This is a genomic window from Halotia branconii CENA392 (genome assembly GCF_029953635.1).
Taxonomy (GTDB): Bacteria; Cyanobacteriota; Cyanobacteriia; order Cyanobacteriales; family Nostocaceae; genus Halotia; species Halotia branconii.
On the sequence record NZ_CP124543.1, the window covers coordinates 2509882 to 2530222 of the forward strand.

At 41.2% G+C, this 20341-nt stretch carries 18 protein-coding genes and 1 pseudogene; 16 read left to right on the forward strand and 3 right to left on the reverse strand.

Going from position 1 to position 20341, the window contains the following annotated elements; translation table 11 throughout:
* Positions 1-157: 157 nt before the first annotated feature.
* Both QI031_RS11095 and QI031_RS11100 read right to left on the reverse strand, forming a co-directional pair.
* Positions 158-2422, reverse strand: coding sequence for a M48 family metallopeptidase (locus QI031_RS11095; protein WP_281485218.1), 2265 nt, complete (start codon positions 2420-2422; stop codon positions 158-160).
* 90 nt (positions 2423-2512) lie between these two features.
* Positions 2513-4141 carry a peptide chain release factor 3 gene (locus tag QI031_RS11100; protein WP_281485219.1) on the reverse strand — a complete coding sequence of 543 codons (1629 nt, stop codon included), beginning with the start codon at positions 4139-4141 and terminating at the stop codon, positions 2513-2515.
* A gap of 485 nt (positions 4142-4626) precedes the next feature.
* Between QI031_RS11100 and QI031_RS11105 the strand changes: the two genes are divergently transcribed.
* From QI031_RS11105 to QI031_RS11120, 4 genes and pseudogenes are all read left to right on the forward strand, one after another.
* Positions 4627-4968, forward strand: coding sequence for a DUF4870 domain-containing protein (locus QI031_RS11105; RefSeq protein WP_281485220.1), 342 nt, complete (start codon positions 4627-4629; stop codon positions 4966-4968).
* A 300-nt stretch (positions 4969-5268) separates the two neighbouring features.
* A complete protein-coding gene (gene hemB / locus QI031_RS11110; protein ID WP_281485221.1) occupies positions 5269-6249 on the forward strand; it encodes a porphobilinogen synthase in 981 nt (326 codons plus the stop codon).
* Between the two features lie 170 nt (positions 6250-6419).
* Positions 6420-7480, forward strand: a pseudogene (locus QI031_RS11115) (IS630 family transposase).
* A gap of 57 nt (positions 7481-7537) precedes the next feature.
* Entirely contained in the window at positions 7538-8458 is a 921-nt protein-coding gene (locus QI031_RS11120) for a histone deacetylase family protein (RefSeq protein WP_281485222.1), read from the forward strand.
* 86 nt (positions 8459-8544) lie between these two features.
* Here QI031_RS11120 and QI031_RS11125 read toward each other — a convergent pair whose 3' ends face one another.
* Positions 8545-8973 carry a GNAT family N-acetyltransferase gene (locus tag QI031_RS11125; RefSeq protein ID WP_343217870.1) on the reverse strand — a complete coding sequence of 143 codons (429 nt, stop codon included), beginning with the start codon at positions 8971-8973 and terminating at the stop codon, positions 8545-8547.
* A 124-nt stretch (positions 8974-9097) separates the two neighbouring features.
* Here QI031_RS11125 and QI031_RS11130 point away from each other — a divergent pair, with 124 nt between their 5' ends.
* From QI031_RS11130 to QI031_RS11180, 12 genes are all read left to right on the forward strand, one after another.
* Positions 9098-10552: an FAD-binding protein gene (locus QI031_RS11130; RefSeq protein WP_281485223.1), complete on the forward strand. Its 1455-nt coding sequence runs from the start codon at positions 9098-9100 to the stop codon at positions 10550-10552.
* A gap of 596 nt (positions 10553-11148) precedes the next feature.
* Entirely contained in the window at positions 11149-12174 is a 1026-nt protein-coding gene (locus QI031_RS11135; protein ID WP_281485224.1) for a hypothetical protein, read from the forward strand.
* Positions 12171-12743, forward strand: a complete 573-nt coding sequence (locus QI031_RS11140; protein ID WP_281485225.1) for a Pvc16 family protein — start codon at positions 12171-12173, stop codon at positions 12741-12743. The genes QI031_RS11135 and QI031_RS11140 overlap by 4 nt, the downstream gene beginning before the upstream one ends.
* Before the next feature lie 3 nt (positions 12744-12746).
* Complete coding sequence (locus QI031_RS11145) at positions 12747-13367, forward strand: carboxypeptidase-like regulatory domain-containing protein (RefSeq protein WP_281485226.1); 621 nt, start codon at positions 12747-12749, stop codon at positions 13365-13367.
* Positions 13368-13435: 68 nt separating this feature from the next.
* On the forward strand, positions 13436-14671 hold the full coding sequence (locus QI031_RS11150) for a phage tail sheath family protein (RefSeq protein ID WP_281485227.1): 1236 nt from the start codon (positions 13436-13438) through the stop codon (positions 14669-14671).
* 493 nt (positions 14672-15164) lie between these two features.
* On the forward strand, positions 15165-16310 hold the full coding sequence (locus QI031_RS11155; RefSeq protein ID WP_281485228.1) for a phage tail sheath family protein: 1146 nt from the start codon (positions 15165-15167) through the stop codon (positions 16308-16310).
* A gap of 54 nt (positions 16311-16364) precedes the next feature.
* Positions 16365-16844, forward strand: coding sequence for a phage tail protein (locus QI031_RS11160; RefSeq protein ID WP_281485229.1), 480 nt, complete (start codon positions 16365-16367; stop codon positions 16842-16844).
* Complete coding sequence (locus QI031_RS11165) at positions 16844-17209, forward strand: phage tail assembly protein (RefSeq protein ID WP_281485230.1); 366 nt, start codon at positions 16844-16846, stop codon at positions 17207-17209. Before QI031_RS11160 ends, QI031_RS11165 begins: the two co-directional genes overlap by 1 nt.
* Positions 17210-17220: 11 nt before the next feature.
* Complete coding sequence (locus QI031_RS31570; protein WP_343217850.1) at positions 17221-17376, forward strand: DUF6760 family protein; 156 nt, start codon at positions 17221-17223, stop codon at positions 17374-17376.
* A gap of 24 nt (positions 17377-17400) precedes the next feature.
* A complete protein-coding gene (locus QI031_RS11170; RefSeq protein WP_281485231.1) occupies positions 17401-17835 on the forward strand; it encodes a phage tail protein in 435 nt (144 codons plus the stop codon).
* Between the two features lie 17 nt (positions 17836-17852).
* Complete coding sequence (locus tag QI031_RS11175; protein WP_281485232.1) at positions 17853-19694, forward strand: hypothetical protein; 1842 nt, start codon at positions 17853-17855, stop codon at positions 19692-19694.
* A 16-nt stretch (positions 19695-19710) separates the two neighbouring features.
* Positions 19711-20340, forward strand: coding sequence for a CIS tube protein (locus QI031_RS11180; protein WP_281485233.1), 630 nt, complete (start codon positions 19711-19713; stop codon positions 20338-20340).
* The last annotated feature ends 1 nt before the right edge of the window (position 20341 follow it).

Consider the following 20341-nt stretch of genomic DNA (forward strand, 5'->3'; position numbering starts at 1 on the left):
TCAAGCTATTGCATTGATTAATATCACTAATTGGCAATTGTGTAAATAAATGTAACATTTGTGAGGAATATTTGCAACTTTTGCTTACATTCTGTTCAATTCTGACAATGACTAATGACCATTAGTCTTTTGATTTTTGACTTCCAAGGCAGTGGTACTAGCCTGTAAGAAAAATATATGCACCCCAAGCTTGTGCAGCAACTGCTAAAACAGTAGACCAAATGGGATGAGGACTATGAATTGTTTTACCACTTTGAGTTTGTAATGTTTGAATATCAATCCAAGGTGTAGCTCCTCGGCGGAACCAACCAATCACAGTAATCTGGCGACCGATCAAATCTTGAGGATTGACCGATTGCCCCAGCCAGGAAATATGATGTAATTTCACTAAACCTGTGCTGGATTGAAGGATTAAGTCTTGTGCAAGACAGTTACCTGTACCCTGACGACCTAAAAGTTTGCCGACAATATGTACCTTAATGCTATCAATGGGGATAGCAGATGGATTGGCTAAGAGGTTGGGCAAAAGGTGATCAGTTTGCACATTGGCAGTTTTGATGTCTGGAAAAAAGGAGTTCATCCGAATTACCAGACCGATGCTGAAACCTATTAACAAGCAACCTGTTACGAAAGACCAATCTTCATAGATCCACTTTAAATTTAAAAACTTGAGTGTGAAGGCAGTTTGCCAACTCAGCCAAATCAGACCTGCAAATAAAAAACCTAGAGGAATGCCTAAAAAAGGAGCGATTTGTAATAGGAATGATTGGCGCGTCACTTTTAAAGACTGTTGACTTAAAGATTGTTGACTAGTCAAATGTAGTTCTGGGTCTATATGCCAGTGGTAGGCTATTTGACAGAGGCGCTGGATACGATCGCCGATTAAAGGATGAGTATTATTAATTGCTAGCCACCAGCGATAGGGATTGAGATGATCCCACATCAATAGAGATTCAAAGGTGAGACGACCTGCGACGCTACCTAAAGAGATACTCTGTTGATAACCGACTGGGGTGAGGAGATTCAAGCTTTCTAACTGCCAACTGGTGTGTTCTGCTTTTTGAATATCATTAGCAACGCCAATAGCAATTTTGAGTAAAGCGCGAGTTAAAGCATTGGGATTACCAGTAATTTCAGCTGCCAAGCGATCGCTATAATAAAGTCGCAACCGCGATAACCACAAAGCAGTACCAGTTAACAAACACCAAAATCCATAACAAATACTAGCCGCGATCGTTACTGGCCAATGCCAAATTCCCTTAGATAATTTGTTTCCCCACTCTGAGAATTGCTGATATAACCTGTAAGTTGGTAAAGTTACCAGCAATACCAAAGACATGACCACAAAATCCCAGTGAGTAATATGTCCTAGTTGACCAGCGTAGATTGTCGCAATTTCATCATCTGCTAGTTGTTCTAATAGTCCTTGACTAACTACTATTCGGGCATTGCGGGGTAAATTTCCATAAGTCAGGGCAAATGGTGCAGCTATGGGCAAAATTAACAGTTTGGGAATCTGCCAATGGCGCTGTTGGCAATAGCGGTGTAGTACCCTTCCTGTTTCCCGGCTGTAGTTATTTAAGACATCTTTAGATAATTGTCGCTGGCCATAAAAATTGGCCAATTGCCAATCTAATAACCAAGGCGATAGGGCGATCGCTGTGAATAAAACAACTAACAAAAATGATGTAGGATTGCGGTATAAAAACTGCAATGGCTCCAGATAGGGCAACTTAACTAAAGTGTAGTTGACCAATCCCATTGCCCCTTTGAGTATTTCCCGCATCACCCAAAACAGAGCAATAAATGTTCCTGCCGCCAGCAACCGCAAGGGTATTAAACTTGGTTTACGTAGAGGCTGCCATACCTTGGCACGTTTTGCTTGTCGCCAATAAACGCCAAACTCTTGAGGTTGGGTATAACCTACAGAATTAAGCAAGCTATTTTTTGGTGTGACAGTTGTTTCTATAAATTTATTTTGCACACCATGAGATGGCAAAGTCTGAGAATTACCAGAACTGATGGTTTCTACTTCAGAATTTTGTGGTTTTTGAGGTGATGGTGCTGAGACTTGGGCATGATCTGAGCGTGAATTATCAAAAGCAACAAATCCTGTTGCGGAATTTTTTGATGCTGTTTTTTGAGTTTTTTTGCTTTTTGTTAAATGTGTGAGTGCGCGTTCTGCCCACTCTTTAACCTGTGGATTTTTGCTTTGTGTGAGACTTTGACACAGAGCGATCGCCTTGCGGATTTCGCCAATGCGTGCATAAGCCATCACTAAACCAACGCGGGCTTGCAAGCTAGCAGTCCCATTACCCTGGCTACTAGCCAAAGGCTCTAGTTGAGCGATCGCTGTTTGGTAATTTCCTTGCTTAAGGGAAACTAAACCCGCCTCCAAAGATGATTCGGCATGTGAAGGCATAAAACTTTTGGCACTCCAATCTCTTCTAACTAAATCCACGGTTTGGTAAAACGCGAATCTTGGATGCCGTGGACATCGAACTATACCCAGTTATTCTTCCATTGCTGGTTGAGCAGAAAATACCGGGGCGATCGCGCTTAATTTTAAATTTGGATGATCTCCCTGTAACTGTTGACAATTCCATTCATTCCGGAATAGCAATACTGGGCGACCCATGCTGTCTTTGACTGTGGTGGTATTAAATATACGTCCCACTTGATTCAAAGCTTCCCAACCACCTTCAACCCAACGGGCGACGCTATAAGGCAATAATTCTAGCAAGGTTTCCACCCCGTACTCATTTTGCAAGCGAAATTGCACCACTTCAAATTGCAACTGACCCACCGCTGCCATAATCGGATCGCGCTTGGCTTCATCAGCTGAGTACATAATTTGTACTGCACCTTCTTCCCGCAATTCGGAAATGCCTTTTTGGAATTGCTTAAACTTCGAGGGGTTAGGATTCCTAAGAGTCGCAAATAGTTCCGGTGAAAAATACGGAATTCCTTCATATTCCAACTTCTGCCCCGTGTAAATTGTATCGCCGATCGCAAAAACACCAGGATTGTTCAAACCGATCACATCGCCAGGATAAGCTTCATCAATCGATTCTCTCTCTTGAGCAAAAAGTTTTTGCGGACGAGACAGGCGGACGACTTTACCAGTCCTAGCGTGATTCACTGTCATATCTTTTTCAAACTTACCTGTGCAAACCCGGACAAATGCGACGCGATCGCGATGTTTTGGGTCCATATTGGCTTGTAATTTAAAAACAAACCCTGAAAAGTCCGGGTAGGTGGGAGGAACTTCACCGACGGTGCTGCTATGGGAACCGGGTTTAAGGGCATAGTCAAGAAAGTGTTTGAGGAATAACTCTACCCCAAAGTTGGTCATTGCACTACCAAAGAAAACTGGGGTCATTTTTCCTTGATGAATCAGTTCTAAATTCAGTTCCGGGCCAACACCTTCTAATAGTTCTAAATCATTTTTCAGTTGGTGGTACAATTCTTGTTCTAGAAGTTCTTCAATTTGGGCATCACCTAAATTGATAATCGTATCACGGGCTTCTTTACTACCGTGGGCGCTACGCTCAAATAAATGGATTTGTTGTTGGTTGCGGTCAAATACACCTTTAAAGCGATCGCCCATCCCAATCGGCCAATTAACTGCATAGGTTTGTAACCCCAATTCTTGCTCTATCTCGTCTAACAGTTCCAGCGGTTCTCTTCCCGGACGATCAAGTTTATTAATGAAGGTAAAAATGGGTAGACCCCGCAACTTACATACTTCAAATAACTTCCGCGTTTGCGGTTCTAAACCTTTGGCTACATCAATCAGCATCACCGCATTATCGGCAGCTGCTAAAGTCCGATAAGTATCTTCACTAAAATCTTGGTGTCCGGGTGTATCTAATAAATTGATCTGACAGTTTTGGTATGTAAACTGTAGTACTGTAGATGTAATGGAAATTCCCCGTTGTTGTTCCATTGCCATCCAGTCTGAGGTCGCCTTTCGCTGCGCTCTCCGTGCCTTGACTGCCCCAGCTTCATGAATTGCGCCTCCGTATAACAGAAGCTTTTCTGTGAGTGTAGTTTTACCTGCATCAGGGTGAGAAATAATTGCAAAATTGCGACGAAGTTCAACTGCTTTATGCAGTTCTGATTGAAGTTCAGTTGACATAACTATGTCGGATTCCTTGTTGCTTAACTTAACTTAATGTTTTTCTACTTTAACGAGTCTTTTAATCTTAAAACAACGATGCTCGTGATAGGGTCGTAAGATAGTAAAGAGCATATATATTAAGACATTGTGAGAGCGTCAATGTCAGGAAAAGTAATGTTTTTACTGAATGAGGGCAGCAGTCAGCCCACTTCTTTAAAGAGTGTCCGGGATAGCACTTCGGCTTACTTCGACTTCGCTCAGTAACCAACGCTCAGTAACCATCGCCCCGCCACCGTCGGGTGTCAGTGGTCAGCAGTGCGCTGAGTTTCGACTACTTCGACTTCGCTCAGTACAAGTGCGCTCAACTACTGCATAGTCGAAGTGTGGTCAATAGCAAAAACAACTGACCACTGACCACTGACCACTGACCACTGACGCAAAATCATACCCTTTCAAGGGGTGGGATGAGCTTAAAAAGAACCTTAGTTAATAGGGAAAAACCAATGTACGATTCGGACAAACGCAAGCTGTTATCTGCTTTATGTCATGGAGCCATTTTTTTCAGTACAACTTTTGTCTCTGTAGGTTTACCTATTGCCCTACTGTTTGTAACTAATGATTCTGTTGTTAAGGAAAATGCCAAAGAATCGATTAATTTTCACTTTAATGTCTGGCTTTACGGAACCATTATTGCAGTATTAATCTGGTTGACTCTTGGTTTGCTGTTGCCACTAGCAGGACTCGGATATTTGCTGCACTGGGGACTAACAATTTGGGCGATCGCTCACGTTCTCACCAATCCTGATCAACCTTTTCGTTATCCCTTTATTTTCCGCATTTTATAGCACAAATCATGAGAATTAGGACTGTAAAATTGATAGTTCAGTCCTAAAAAAATTCTCTTAGTCCCATTGTCTAATTTTCTTTATTATTTATTGAGTGTATTTCTGATATTTTTGTTTTAGTATACAGCGTAACAATGGCAACAAAGCTGTAAAATACGAAATTGCCCCACAGTTTGAGCAAGAGTAGGGCAAGGGTCAGTTAAGCACTGTTTTTAGTCTGTTCCATAACAGCAGGGTTTTACGCTGCTTTTGTGACGCTTTGTCTTATGTCCATTGCGTTGTTTTTCTTGACAAAACTTTATGTTTCCAATACATCGCCCACGCCGTCTGCGTACTCATCCCCAACTGCGCCGGATGGTACGTGAAACTGTCTTAACCACAAATGATTTAATTTACCCACTTTTTGCTGTTCCAGGTAATGGAATTGCCAAAGAAGTGAAATCTATGCCTGGAGTTTACCAACTTTCGGTAGACAAAATTGTTGAAGAGGCAAAAGTAGTTTATGACTTAGGGATTCCTGCAATTATTTTATTTGGTATCCCTGAAGATAAAGATGTTGATGCCACTGGCGCTTGGCATGATTGTGGTATTGTTCAAAAAGCAGCAACTGCGGTAAAAGAAGCAGTACCAGATTTAATTGTCATTGCTGATACTTGTTTGTGTGAATACACAAGTCACGGTCACTGCGGCTATTTACAAGTCGGTGATTTGACAGGACAAGTTCTTAACGACCCAACCTTAGAATTACTCAAGAAAACAGCAGTTTCTCAAGCAAAAGCAGGTGCAGACATCATTGCACCTTCTGGGATGATGGATGGCTTTGTACAGGCCATTCGTGAGGGTTTGGATGCAGCTGGATTCCAAAACACGCCAATTTTGTCTTATGCTGCTAAGTATGCTTCGGCTTACTATGGCCCATTTCGGGATGCAGCAGACTCAACACCGCAATTTGGGGATAGAAGAACCTATCAAATGGACCCAGGTAACGGTCGTGAAGCTATTAAAGAAGTTGAGCTAGATATTGCCGAAGGTGCTGATATGCTCATGGTCAAGCCAGCTTTGGCTTACATGGACATTATCTGGCGCGTGAAGGAAGCGACTAATTTACCAGTTGCCGCCTACAATGTTTCTGGTGAGTATTCCATGATTAAAGCTGCTGCTCTCAATGATTGGATTGATGAAAAGCGTGTAGTTTTGGAAACTCTGACCGGGTTTAAACGCGCTGGTGCGGATTTGATCTTAACCTACCATGCTAAGGATGCGGCACGATGGTTACAGTAAGGTGCGATATTGAGTAAGCAAAAATTAAGTAGAGGCGCAGAGTTATTAACTGAGAAACAGTATTAATCAGCGCTTCTATTTTTTTTAGAATCCACTTTGATATCAATTAGGATGTCATATCATGTCCGGATAATCGCTTACGATAAAAGCAGGGAGCGCAAAGATGAGTCATGCCAAAACGAATTAGTGTAGCCAAACATTTAAGTATTGAAGAGCTAGAAAAACGTTATCGTCAAGCTAAAGATGGCATAGAAAGCCGTCAGTATCAGATTATTTGGTTAGTAGCACAAGGTAAAAAAACGGAAGAAGTAGAGGAAATAACAGGCTACAGCAAAACATGGATATACGGATTGGTAAAAAGATACAACGAATTTGGAGTGGGATACTTAGGCGATCGCAGGCAGTTAAACCAAGGTAAACAGCCTGTAGTGGATGATATGCAACAAGCACAGTTATGGCAGGCATTACAAGAGAAAGCACCAGATGGAGGGCTATGGAACGGTCGAAAGGTAGCAGACTGGCTAACTGAAGTCACAGGAAATCAGATCAGCCGACAGAGGGGATGGGAGATATTACGGCAGATGACTTTTAGACTCAGAGTACCTCGCCCGTCTCACACTAAAAGCGATCATTTTGAGCAAGAAGCCTGGAAAAAAAACTAGCGACACAAGTAAAACAACTCCAAACTATCTATCCAGATGCAGAAGTTCAGTTGTGGTGTGAAGATGAACATCGTTTAGGACTCAAACCGATTTTGCGACGAGTGTATGTACCTGAAGGAGAAACACCAATTGCTGATGTCCATTGGCGGTTTAAATGGTTATGGTTGTATGCTTTTGTACATCCCAAAACAGGAGAGAGCTATTGGTGGATTCTGCCTTACGTGAACACAGAATTGTTTAATCAGGTTTTGGCTGATTTTGCTCGTGAATTTGGATTAGGTAAAAATAAACACATTTTATTAGCTGTTGACCGTGCTGGCTGGCATACCAGTAAAAATTTACAGATTCCTGAAGGACTACATTTAACATTTTTGCCTTCTCACTCACCTGAGTTACAGCCGGCAGAAAGGTTGTGGACTTTGGTGGACGAACCAATCGCTAATCAATCGTTTAACTCACTCAATGATTTGGAGAATATTTTATTTCATCGCTGTCAGTCTTTACTTCAACAGCAAGATTTAATTCGTGGGTTAACTGGTTTTCATTGGTGGCTTCAGATTGGAGTTTAATCGTAAGTGATTATCCGGACATGATATCATTCAGTTGTTGCCTCATTTTTTCGCTTTATGCTACCAGTCATTTATTCTGATGAGTTTTTAGATCACAAAACTGGAAGATCTCATCCAGAGAACCCAGAACGCTTGAGAGCAGTTGTCAACGCGCTCAAAGTAGCCGCTTTTGCAGAACAAATTGCTTGGCAAGAGCCTACACCAGCATTAGAAAAGCGATCGCTGATGCCTTTGTTGGTACAAACTCACAGCCCAGCTTACATTAAGAAAATTAAAGAAATCGCTGCTACTGGTGGCGGTTATTTGGATGGAGATACCCCAGTTTCTCCCCGTAGTTATGATGTCGCGCTACTAGCTGTCAGTGCTTGGCTAGATGCAGTTGATACCGTGTTAGCTACAGCAAATCCGGCTTTTGTGCTAGCACGTCCGCCAGGACATCATGCTGAAAGTGATACTGGGATGGGCTTTTGCTTATTTTCTAATGCAGCGATCGCTGCTTTTTATGCCCTAGAACAACCGGGAATTAACCGAGTCGCTATTTTAGATTGGGATGTGCATCACGGTAATGGTACTCAAGCGATCGTGGAAACTCATCCCCAAATTGCTTATTGTTCGCTACATCAATACCCTTGTTATCCCGGTACTGGTAAAGCTTCCGAACACGGACTTCATAATAATGTATTAAATCTACCAGTACCTCCTGGTAGCGATATTACCGTATATCAACCACTGTTTGCACAAAAAGTAGTACCATTTTTAGCCGACTTCCAAGCCGATTTACTAATTGTCAGTGCTGGTTATGATGCCAATGCCAAAGATCCGTTAGCAAATATCAATTTACAACCAGAAGATTATACTTTATTTACTGATTATTGCTTGAGGCTAACTCGTAAAATTGTTTTTGGTTTAGAAGGTGGTTATGATTTTATAACACTTTCTCAATCAGTTTTAGCAACAATAGAACGGTGTTTAATTTAGATGTTGTGTTAGTAATTTATACTTAAAAATGCTGCTATAGCTTGATTTAATTAACATACCTCTACAACAGATATATGAAGTAAGCTTCATTTTTTCGGAATCCTGTACTCTACTAAATGTAAGATATTACTACTCAAATTAATCTGCTCATATTCCCTAAAAATTTGTCCACCGAGCCTTTCGGGAATTTTGCGACTGGGGATATTTGCTCGATCTACAGGATAGATCAGATACTCATAGTCTAAGTTATCATCAGCCCATTTTTTCAGGGCTGCGATCGCCTCTACTCCATAACCGTAACCATGTGCTGATTTTTTCAGCCAAATACCTGCGGCTGGACATTTACTATTGAGTTCATGTATGCCACTACACCCTAAAAACTCTTGAGAATCTTTCCTTAAAATCACAACTATTAAGTTATCCCCATTTTGCATTTCTAGTAGAGATTCATTAATAAATAGTTCTGTTTCAGAAATTATTTGAGGTGAAGAGGATGCATTTAAGAGGATAATAATTTACCAGCTCTAATAATAAGTTGTTAAGTTTTTATACGGCTAGCTAGTTGCTGTAATAGTACTTAACTTTACTTAGGAGTCAATAATTGTATATTTTAACAATTCATGACTCAGGCAAAAAATCATGAACCACCATACTTCACGCCGCCTAATTTTAAAAGGTTTGGTTGCCAGTGCAATCGTGATCGGGTTTGATGTCTGTGAGCGTTCTTGGGTAACATCTGCTAGTGCTACATCTATCTTTGAAAGCTTACCTGCATTAGATGGAGTGGTTTACACAGATAATGCAACGCTTACTGCTGCTAGTGTTGACTTCGGTAATATCGTTCATCGTCAACCGATAGCAGTACTGAAACCAGGGTCAATTAACGATATTGTTCAAATTATTCAATTTGCTCGTAGGCATCAAATCAAAGTTGCAGCAAGGGGTCAAGGCCATTCCACTTACGGTCAGCCACAGGTAGAAGCTGGCATCGTTATTGAGATGAGTACGCTCAACAAGATTCATTTTGTTGGTACAGACCGAGTTGTTGTGGATGCAGGGGTTGTGTGGAGTCGGCTGCTGCAACAGACGCTCCAGCAAGGATTAACACCACCTGTTCTTACAGATTATCTTGAGCTTTCTGTTGGTGGCACTCTTTCAGTAGGGGGTATTGGCGGTGCAACTCATCGTTACGGTGTACAAGTTGATAATGTTTTAGAACTTGAAGTAGTTACTGGCACTGGTCAAATCGAAACTTGTTCGCAGTGGCAAAATCGCCATTTATTTACAGCAGTATTAGCAGGGCTAGGTCAATGTGGAATTATCGTTAAAGCAACAATTAAACTAATTCCCGCTGCCACTAATACCCGTGTTTTTCAGCTTTACTATGATGATTTAGCTACCTTTACTCACGACCAACGCTTAGTTATAAACGACGAGCGTTTTGACTATGTAGAAGGACAAATGATTGCTAAGGATACTGGTGGATGGCGTTATCTTCTGGAGGCAGCTAGCTTTTACAGCCCTCCTAATATACCTAACAAAAGTTTGTTACTTGCAGGTTTAACTTATACCCAAGGTACAGAACAAATTGAAGATAAAACGTACTTTGATTTTCTCAATCGTTTAGCTCCTACAGTTGCTTTCCTCAAATCTATCGGTGTCTGGTCTTATCCTCATCCTTGGTTAAATTTGTTTGTACCCAATAGCGCAGTTGAAACTTTGGTTAGTGAAGTTGCTGCCAATTTAACATTAGCTGATACAGGGCAAGGGCCAATTTTGCTGTATCCAGTTAAAACCAAACGCTTCCAACTTCCATTATTTAGAGTTCCCAAAGGAGAAATTGTATTTCTGTTTGCTCTATTGCGAACCGCAGATCCGCCAAATAGTTCTACAGTTACAAAAATGTTGAATGATAATCGTAAGCTTTTTGAAAAAAATCGTGATTTGGGTGGTTATCAGTATCCGGTCAATGCTATTTCTTTCTCTTTTCAAGATTGGAAACAGCATTTTCGTCCGTTTTGGCGGTATTTAATCAGTGCAAAACGGCGTTATGATCCAGATAATGTGCTAACTCCAGGTCAAGGGATTTTCTAAAATCTGAAAACTGGCAAATTAGTAACTAATGATATCTGTAATTTAAATGCAGGAGTAGAAGAACTTCTGCATTTATTCCACAACCAAAACAACCCGTAAAGATAGCCATCAAAATTACAACTAAATAATCGCTTTTGAAGCGCTTTGTTAACAGCAGAGCGCTTGTTTTATTGTGGCGATCGCTAACGCAAAATTAACAGCAATACAAAATTTTTAACAATGCCTAAAAACAAAAATACTCTGAATTAACAGCAGCTAATATACTGCATTCGCTTTGGGTATGTGGTGGTTAGAGCTAAGAAGGCAGGAGTCAGAAAAATTGAAAATCAGGAAATAACTTAATGTAGGTAAAATTTACCATTTTGCCTATTCACGCAACAACGCCGGATGGGATAGAAAAACTATTTGCAAAAGGCAATGTTATTTTTTATGAGTTTTTTTATGAGTTCTGTGATGAGTTTTATGAGTTTCACAGACTAGAGAAAAACTAATATTAAAAGTAATTCACTGCGATTTCAGCTCACATTCAGCACCCTCAAGCGCACATTTATGTTTAGTTTCAGCTATCACTACTTTTAGTGTAAGAAGGTTTTAATATGGGAATCGAGACAATTATTGTGATTTACGACAACGACTCTTGTGAAGTTGAAGAGGCGAGGAAACTCGACGAAGAACCCACAGTTGGTCGTCTGCTTCAGTGCCTACAAAAGAGACTCCAGCAGGAGCAAGAGGAGAACCCAGATTCAGAAGCAACCAAGGAATTTAAAAAAGATATTGACATTCTCGATAAAGGATATAGAGAAGAAATTCCAAAAATTGTTGATGAGTATCAAAAAGAGTATTTTCAGTCTTTTTTAAGAGTACAATTACCTAAGGCTGAAGAGAATTACAAAAAGCTCTATAACTGGACTAATGACAATGATAACCCTGGTACAAAAATCCGGAGAGCTATAAGTGAACTAAGAAGGGAATCCTACGAGGAAGTGGAAGCCAATCTTGAGGAGCAGTGGGAATGTGCTTGGAAACAATTAGAAAATGGTTATTATTGTCGCCGGGAAGAAGCACTCGCACTCAAAAAGAGGACAGGGGAAAATTTTGAAAATTATAAAAAATTCAAGGACACAGTTACTAGTTGGTTTAAGCAGCTTGATGATTTATATAAGAAGGCGGAACCCCTTCTTGAGACAGAAAATTACAGCGCATTGTACGCCTACAGCCTAGAATTTGCTGCTCTGTTAGAGCAAGCCAGACAACTGAAAAAAGATGATACAAAGTATCCACAAAATTTAACAGTCAAAGACCATGAATGGCTAAAGAGTGAGTTGACAGAACATCTGAGGCAATATGCTCTGGCGGTGTTTAAATACTTCTATTGGTATAAAAATGCCCTAGAAATTGCAGAAAAGGAAAAGAAAACTCGGGAAAATTTTGACAAATTTAGGCAGAACCGTAGAGATCAATTTATCCGGGAAGCACAGGATATTGAGCTAAAAGAAATAAAAGAAGAAGATGATTACAAAGATACTCCATTGCCTGTCAAGGATAGTTCATCACCTGTAAAAGCGGAGGAACCAGAAAGAATCCCTACAAAACCTTCTCGTACTACGAATGAATCGACATGATCAAGGATTTGGATAATAGCCTGAAAAAACTTCTTGAGGCTGAATTGTTAGGAGTTTTTTCGGAGGAAGTTACAGTTGTCTTCGATACGCCTGATGATAAATTTCATCCAAATCAGAGAACAGTTGATTTCTTTCTCTATGACGTGCGGGAGAATCTAGAACTACGCAGCAATGATTGGTTAGTAGAGCGGCAGAGTAACGGTATTGTTCGCAAACAACCGCCAAGAGTGCGAGTGGACTGTTCTTATTTAGTGACTGCTTGGTCGGGTGATGTTTTGAGCGAACACAGTTTACTGGGTGAAGTGATGAAGGTGCTATTGCGGCATCCGAAGCTGCCAGAGAGCGTACTTGAAGGCAGTCTGGCAGGACAAGAGCCATTATTGCCAACTAGTAGTCTACAACCCGGTCGTTTGCAGAGTTTAGGGGAATTTTGGCAGGCGCTGGGTGGTAAACCAAAAGCATCTCTGAATTACACCGTAACTATTGGTGTAAACCCATCTAAACCTGTAGAAGCACCACTGGTTACAGATGCCCAGTTCCGTCTGATGCATGGTTTAAGGGAGAGTTAGTCAATGCTCAAGTGGGAACTTATTCGACATCAGGTAGCGATCGCCGGTCAAGTAACGAATGCCCAAACCAACAAAGCAATCCCCAATGCCGAAGTAATCATTACCAAAGCACCATCCGCTTTTGCCGACTGGCTCAAACTCAAATCTTTACAGTATGGCGATCGCTGGAACTCGATGGTTGAGCGTCCCGATCGGACTATAACCGCTAATGATGGTCACTTCCATTTCTTAGAGCTACCAGAGGGCGAATATACTTTGACTGCATCAGTACCAAATGCGACTAGGCGCTATAGCAAAGGCATGTTAACGGTTACAGTACCTGCCAAGGTTGAGGGCAAAGTCATAATTACTACTGCTGACATGACTATGCCCACCACATTCCTCCAAGGCAAAATATTTAACCAGAATGAAGAACCTGTTTTGATGGCACAAGTACAGTTTGGCTACACAGAAAGCACATTTAGTAATGACCAAGGTCAATACTCGCTTTTTTCTATAGAAACATCAGAAATCGAGCGCCTAGTGCTGGTTTCTGCACAGGGTTATCAACCAACTTCTCAATCAGTAGTCATCAAAGCACCTGGTACTTTACAACCTCCTTTGAACTTTATCTTACAGAGATGATGTTCACTTTAACGAGTCATTTATCCTATCTCATCAACTTAATTATTGATAACTAAGGAGTAAAAATAATGCCCGTGTATCAAGCACCGGGAGTATACGTTGAGGAAAAACCCTCAGGTATTATGCCTATTGCTGGTGTTGGCACCAGTATTGCTGGCTTTATTGGTCGCGTAGCCGATAATGTTGTCATGCCAGAGAAGCCAACAAGACAGCCGACTGAGCTACCAGAACTTTACCCTCTAGCTCCTGTCAATCAACCACAACTGATTACCAGTTGGGAAAGATTCAAAACCGCATTTGGTGATTTTCACGATGGGAACGGAACTTTAGCTCATGCTGTATACGGCTTCTTCAATAATGGTGGAACTCGTTGTTGGATAACTCGCGTTGCTGATGAAGTCAATGTAGAGAATGTCAGAGCAGCTTTAGACACTTTCAAGCCTATTGATGAGATTGCCATAGTTGCTGTACCCGGTGCAGTTAGTGATGAAGTCCAAGAAGCTGTGCTGAGTCATTGCGAGGATCAATACCTACAAGACCGCTTTGCAATTCTAGACGGTCGGTACGAAGGAGTTACTAATTTCAATCTCACTAAAGAGGCTATTCAAGGAGGTACGAGAGATAGCAGCTATGGTGCTATTTATTTTCCCAGGATTCTGGTTTACGATCCGATAACCAAAAAAAATATTTACGTTTCTCCCAGCGGTCACATTGCTGGAGTTTATGCTCGTGTTGATACTGAGCGTGGGGTGCATAAAGCGCCTGCTAATGAAGTCATTCGTGGTGCTCTTGAACTTGAGGTTAATGTGACCAAGGCAGATCAGGCAGGATTGAATCCAGAAGGGATCAATATTATTCGCAAATTCAACGGCAACAACAATATTTTGATCTGGGGTGCCCGTACTCTAGCAAGTGGGGAAGACCCGGAGTGGACATACATCAATGTCCGTCGTTTATTCCTTTTCCTGCGCGAATCGATTGACGAAGGTACTCAGTGGGCAGTCTTTGAGCCTAACGACTATGTACTGTGGGCTAAAATTCGACTCAATGTTTCGGCTTTTCTCACTAATGTTTGGCGAGATGGTGCTTTATTTGGCAACAAACCACAAGAAGCTTTCTACGTCAAGTGTGACGAAGAAACCAATCCACCGGAAGTTAGAGATTTGGGTCAAGTGATTACAGAGATTGGTGTAGCAGTTGTTAAACCGGCTGAGTTTGTCATCTTCCGCATCAGTCAGTGGGCAGGGCCGAAAGGACCAGAAGCTACACAAGCTAATGACACTAATTTAAGTGCAAATTCTTGATATAACTGACTTTTGGGTATGGGGTGTGGGGAATTAAGAAGATGTATCCCTCCTTAAGCAACTAAAATTTAATTGTCTTAAACACTACACCTACTCAGCCACCCCTAATACCGTTTCACTTTAAAGTTGATACATTTGGGCAAGCAGGGGAAGCAGCACTTCGGCTACGCGGCAGTTGAGTTTCGACTACGCTCAACTACCGCGTAGTCGAAACTCAGTGACCGGAGGCAGGGGGAGTAAGAAAAGTAATTTGTATCAATAATTTCGTGAAATGGTATAACACCTTGCCCTGATGAGGTTTCAGATGAGTCTTAGTGCCATTCGGATTGCAAGCTAATCAATAGTTGGTTTTTTACCAGTACGAAGCGCCGATCGATAAGGATATAAGAGTCGCCCTTTGCGCGATGCTTCCAAGGGAAGCATCGCAGAGCGCCCACTTCGCGATGGGCAAAGCCCCGCCTTCAGCGATCGCAACTCCCAAATTATGAAAGCCATGTATAAAACCCCGGGTGTCTACAAGAACTATATAATCTCAGAGTCTCAGGTAAAAAAAATTCGCACAGGTGTACCTGCATTTTTAGGACTCTGTCAAAAGACTGAGATTGCTGTCAATCAACCCCAGCCATTGAAACTGTGGTCACAATTCGAGCAGTTGTTTGGGGAACCTTTGCTCGATAGTTACTTGGCTTATGCCGTGCGGGGCTTTTTCCTGAATGGGGGTAGTTTGTGTTATGTAGTTCGCCTAAGAGATGCAAATCTCAAAGCATTCTCTGAAGGACTGGCTGCACTGGCAGAACTAGATACCATTGACTTGGTATGTGCGCCTGACATCATGCGATCGCCTCCGGAAAAAACTGACCCTGAACAGGTACAGTTGATGCAGTCTGCTGTATTGAATCATTGCAGTCTTTTAGGCGATCGCTTTGCGATTCTAGACTCTCTACCTAGAGCTAACCTAGAACAAGTTCAGGCGCAAAGGCAAAGATTAACACAGAGCTATGGCGCTTTGTACTATCCTTGGATTCGCATTGTTGAGGGTCCACAACAAAGCAGTTATTTCGTTCCGCCCTGCGGTCATATCGCTGGTGTATACGCCCGCAGCGATCGGCGTATTGGCGTTCACAAAGCACCTGCTAACGAAATTTTGCAGGGTGTAGTTGACTTAGAAGTTAACCTCACCAATGCCCAACAAGATCAACTCAACCCGCAAAGTATTAACTGCCTGCGGTCATTTCCTGGACGCGGTATTCGAGTCTGGGGGGCGAGGACACTCAGTCTTGAGCAAGACCAAGATTGGCTCTATATCAACGTGCGGCGGCTGTTCTTGACAGTCAAACGATGGATCGAGCTGAACATGACAAACATGGTCTTTGAACCAAACAGTAACAGACTATGGGCAATCATTGAACGCGAATTAACTATTTTTTTCAATGACTTGTTTCAACAAGGGGCGCTCAATGGTCGTTTGCCCACAGAAGCCTTTTACGTCAAATGCGACGAAGAAAATAACCCCCCTGAGGTGAGAAATATTGGGCAAGTAGCGATCGATATTGGTCTTGCTCCCACCGTTCCTGGTGAATTTATCGTAGTTCGGATCGTTCAAGATGCTGAAGGCATCATTTCGACAAGTCCTAATTAGGGCATTAAGTTCTTTGGTTTTCATGTCAACCTATTTTATTAAAGAGTTTTGATTATGGCAGAGCGCAATAATCCACCACGCAAAGATCCATATAATGCTTATAACTTTATAGTGGAAATCCAAGGGATCACAAGTGCCGGCTTTCGAGAGTGTACGGGGTTAGATTCTGCCCAAGACCCAATCGAATATCGTGAAGGCAACGAAGCATTCTTAACAGTCCGTAAGTTACCCGGTTTAGTGAAATATTCTAATGTCTCTCTCAAGTGGGGCTTAACTGACGATCATGCCCTTTGGGACTGGCGAACCAGCGCAGTAGAAGGCAACTTACAACGCAAAGAAGTCTCAATTTACCTTGTAGACGATCAAGGTAATCGCAAAATGCACTGGATTTTAAGCAATGCTTGGCCTACCAAATGGACAGGTGCTAGCTTTAATGCTACAGCCAACGAAGTTGCGATCGAAACTTTAGAAATAGCTCATGAAGGCGTGCGTTTAGATGCAAACCTAGCTGCGGCTGGAGGCGGTAGAAGCTAATGCTGCAAACAGAGTTTCCTTTTACTTTAGTTCGTGGTTATGTGGATTCGGATGGCAATCTCCACCGAGAAGGTGTAATGCGTTTAGCTACAGCTTTTGACGAGATTGCACCGATGAAAGACCCCCGCGTGCAGAATAACCCAGGCTATCTAGTCATCATCCTTTTATCTAGAGTAATTAGCCGCTTGGGTTCTTTAGAGTCAATCAATCCGAAAGTCATTGAAGGGTTGTTTGCGGCTGACATGGCTTTTCTACAAGACTTTTACCGTCGCATTAACGAAGATGGCACTGGCAATATAAAAACTGTCTGTCCTCAATGCGGACATAAGCATGAAGTGGAGGTTAGCAGCCTGGGGGAAGTATAGTTGGCTACCCCTTGGAGAAACTGTATGAAGAGGTAGCTTTTATTGCATATCATTTTCCCTGGTCATATAACGACATTATGCAAATGGAACATCGCGATCGCCAAATGTGGTGTGAGGAAATATCCAAGATCAATCGCAAGTTGAATAACAATGCAAATGACCAGTAAAGGTTGGAGGAGAGGGAAAAAATTATGAGTCCCTATGCAGCTTTCAACTTTTTAGTTGAACTCCACAGTGTAACTACAATGCGCGGTCTAGTTGTTGGAGGCTTTTCTGAAGTTTCCGGTTTGCAAGCAGAAACAGAAACAGAAGACTATCACGAAGGAGGCGTGAATAATTTTGTACATCGGTTGCCAAAGGCGACAAAATTTCCCAATCTTGTCCTCAAGCGGGGTATTACCGACTCATTTGAGCTTTGGGTATGGCATCAAAGGGTCATCGCTGGGCAAATTGAGCGACACAACGGTTCTGTTATTCTCTTGGACAATACTTACACTGAAAAGTGGCGTTGGAATTTCTCTGATGCCTATCCAGTTAAGTGGGTTGGTCCTGATTTGAAAGCAGATGGTAATGCTGTTGCTATAGAGACATTAGAGCTTGCTCACAATGGTTTATGGAAAACTTAAGCTTGAATTAATTTGTCATGAGATGCGCTCAACCATTTATTTCGATAGCAAGTGGGAGATTAGAGAAGCAAATTTTAGAATTGCGCTGCTTTGGACTGGCTGATTTCAGCAAACACATTGTTGATAAATATAGTGGTGCAGAACTAGGAAAATTTAAGTTTCCGACTCTGACTCTACTTCAAAGAGTTAGCAGTCTTGGGAATGTATTTAATACAACTCAGATTTTCCCAAATCAAATAACTTCTTCACCACATTCAACAACCAAACTGAATTTGAACATACTTGTATTTTTAAATACAGTTATTCAAAGATTTGTGGAAGGAAAGAGCAAACCTGAAAATTTGCACTCAACCAGATTTACTTTCTCGAATAACAGCACAATTTCTATTACCAGAACCTCGTCTCAACTCGATCCGCGAGTACACATTGGAAGCAAATCTCAGATTTCCCAGCCGGGCGGGTGGACTTTCTTGCAAAGTAGCACAATTCTGATTAGCAAAACATCACTACCCCAGTTCAATCAACTAGAAAACATGGGAGTGAGGCAAAAACAGCAGACTAGTCAAGCTGTTTTGTTATTCCAGAATAAATCTGATGCGTTCACTGTTGAGTCACCAAGCTCGTTTAGTTTACAACAGTCTGAAAATAATACTCGCCCAACCCAGAATCTACAGTTAGAAAAATCTGCCTCGCCAGACCAGATTTTCATCTGGCGATCGCCAAATCCTACGCTACTAACTAAGAATCAAAAACCTCTGTTGATTCATTTAGCAAATTTGAATCAGATAACATCAACAGTTAAGGGAACTTCTGGGTTGATTCAAAAACTACAGAGCATTGAAACCCAAACTATCTTGCAGTTTAGAAAAATTGCTACTAATTCTAGCGTATTCTACAATGCATTAATCCCAAGCATTACTAGAGGAAATATAGCTGCATCATTGATATCTCAGTCAGCAAATATCAATTACCAGACACAGCAAAACACAAACTTATTCAAAAATATATTGATGCAAAAAATGGCATCAAGGGAGAGCAAATCTCAGATTTATCGATCGGGCGGATGGACTTTCTCGCAAAATAGCACAATTCTAATTAGCAAAACATCACTACCCCAGTTCAATCAACTAGAAAACATGGGAGTGAGACAAAAACAGCAGACGAGTCAAGCTGTTTTATCATTCCAGAATCAATCTGATGCAATCGCTGTTGAATCACCAAGCTCGTTTAGTTTACAACAGTCTGAAAATAATACTCTTCCAACCCAGAATTTACAGTTAGAAGAATCTGCCTCGCCAGCCCAGATTTTCGTCTCGCGATCGCCAAATCCTACGCTACTGACTGAGAATAAAAAACCTCTGTTGATTCATTTAGCAAATATGAATCAGATAACATCAACGGTTGAGGGAACTTTTCAGTTTATTCAAAGACTACAGAGCCTCGAAACTCAAACTAGTTTGCAGTATAAAAAAGTTGCTACTAATTCTGAGGATGACTTAAGTTTAGCACCGCATTATATACGCACAAAAAGATTGAGTAAGTATTTACAAAGTTATGAAAATCTTTTCCACCAGCAGGTTGACAATAATACTAATAAAAACCAGATAAAGCTAAATTCTTCCCCTAATGCTCTGACGATGGAATTTGTTCAGCCAAAAGCAAATATTTTTCCCGTTCCAAACAATCAAGAAAATAAACTTGAGAACCATCAAGAGAAGAAAGTAAAGGTAAAAAATGACTTAATCAAACAGGTGCAAACTGATATACCAACAATAAATGTTAACTATATCGCAGAACAAGTATATCAGTTGATTGAAAGAAAAATCAAAATAGAGCGACAAAGAAGAGGAATGTTGTAATCCGAGGAAATTAACAATGGCTTTAGAAAAAGCTTATATTACTCCAATAAACGGGAGTAGAAAAGGAGAAAATATTGCGGTTTTATTTAACCCTACAGAGTATTCAACTGAAGTGAGTAATCAGTTTCAACGTACAGCAATACCGGGAACATCAACACCAGTTACTCAGTTTGTTAGTGGTAATACTGAAACTCTCACAATGGATTTATTTTTCGATTCTTATGAAAGAAGAGAAGATGTGAGAATATACACTAATAACATTACAACATTGCTAGATATAGATCCGGTTCTCCATGCTCCACCAGTTTGCGAATTTCATTGGGCATCCCTAAATTTTAAAGCAACTATAGAACAAGTAACACATAAGTTTACGCTATTTTTAGAGTCAGGATATCCAGTCAGAGCGACTCTTAGTGTTACTTTCAAAGAATATAGAACTTTGAGCGAACAGATACAAGATATACGTAAAGAATCTAGCGATCGCACAAAACGCATAACTGTAAAACAAAGCGATTATCTTTGGCACATTGCAAATCAAGAATACGAAAACTCAGGTTTATGGCGTCCCATTGCTAGAGCTAACAAAATTAGCAATCCGAGAATTTTAGCTGTTGGTAGAGAGCTTGTTATTCCAGTTTTAAAATGAT

What these genes read in the sequence shown, in the direction of transcription:
- QI031_RS11155 (WP_281485228.1), top strand. Translation starts at nt 15,165, where the DNA reads ATGTATAAAACCCCGGGTGTCTACAAGAACTATATAATCTCAGAGTCT.
- QI031_RS11165 (WP_281485230.1), top strand. Translation starts at nt 16,844, where the DNA reads ATGCTGCAAACAGAGTTTCCTTTTACTTTAGTTCGTGGTTATGTGGAT.
- QI031_RS11100 (WP_281485219.1), bottom strand. Translation starts at nt 4,141, where the DNA reads ATGTCAACTGAACTTCAATCAGAACTGCATAAAGCAGTTGAACTTCGT.
- QI031_RS11175 (WP_281485232.1), top strand. Translation starts at nt 17,853, where the DNA reads ATGAGATGCGCTCAACCATTTATTTCGATAGCAAGTGGGAGATTAGAG.
- QI031_RS11150 (WP_281485227.1), top strand. Translation starts at nt 13,436, where the DNA reads ATGCCCGTGTATCAAGCACCGGGAGTATACGTTGAGGAAAAACCCTCA.
- QI031_RS11140 (WP_281485225.1), top strand. Translation starts at nt 12,171, where the DNA reads ATGATCAAGGATTTGGATAATAGCCTGAAAAAACTTCTTGAGGCTGAA.
- hemB (WP_281485221.1), top strand. Translation starts at nt 5,269, where the DNA reads ATGTTTCCAATACATCGCCCACGCCGTCTGCGTACTCATCCCCAACTG.
- QI031_RS11105 (WP_281485220.1), top strand. Translation starts at nt 4,627, where the DNA reads ATGTACGATTCGGACAAACGCAAGCTGTTATCTGCTTTATGTCATGGA.
- QI031_RS11135 (WP_281485224.1), top strand. Translation starts at nt 11,149, where the DNA reads ATGGGAATCGAGACAATTATTGTGATTTACGACAACGACTCTTGTGAA.
- QI031_RS11160 (WP_281485229.1), top strand. Translation starts at nt 16,365, where the DNA reads ATGGCAGAGCGCAATAATCCACCACGCAAAGATCCATATAATGCTTAT.
- QI031_RS11130 (WP_281485223.1), top strand. Translation starts at nt 9,098, where the DNA reads ATGAACCACCATACTTCACGCCGCCTAATTTTAAAAGGTTTGGTTGCC.
- QI031_RS11120 (WP_281485222.1), top strand. Translation starts at nt 7,538, where the DNA reads ATGCTACCAGTCATTTATTCTGATGAGTTTTTAGATCACAAAACTGGA.
- QI031_RS11170 (WP_281485231.1), top strand. Translation starts at nt 17,401, where the DNA reads ATGAGTCCCTATGCAGCTTTCAACTTTTTAGTTGAACTCCACAGTGTA.
- QI031_RS11095 (WP_281485218.1), bottom strand. Translation starts at nt 2,422, where the DNA reads ATGCCTTCACATGCCGAATCATCTTTGGAGGCGGGTTTAGTTTCCCTT.
- QI031_RS11180 (WP_281485233.1), top strand. Translation starts at nt 19,711, where the DNA reads ATGGCTTTAGAAAAAGCTTATATTACTCCAATAAACGGGAGTAGAAAA.
- QI031_RS11145 (WP_281485226.1), top strand. Translation starts at nt 12,747, where the DNA reads ATGCTCAAGTGGGAACTTATTCGACATCAGGTAGCGATCGCCGGTCAA.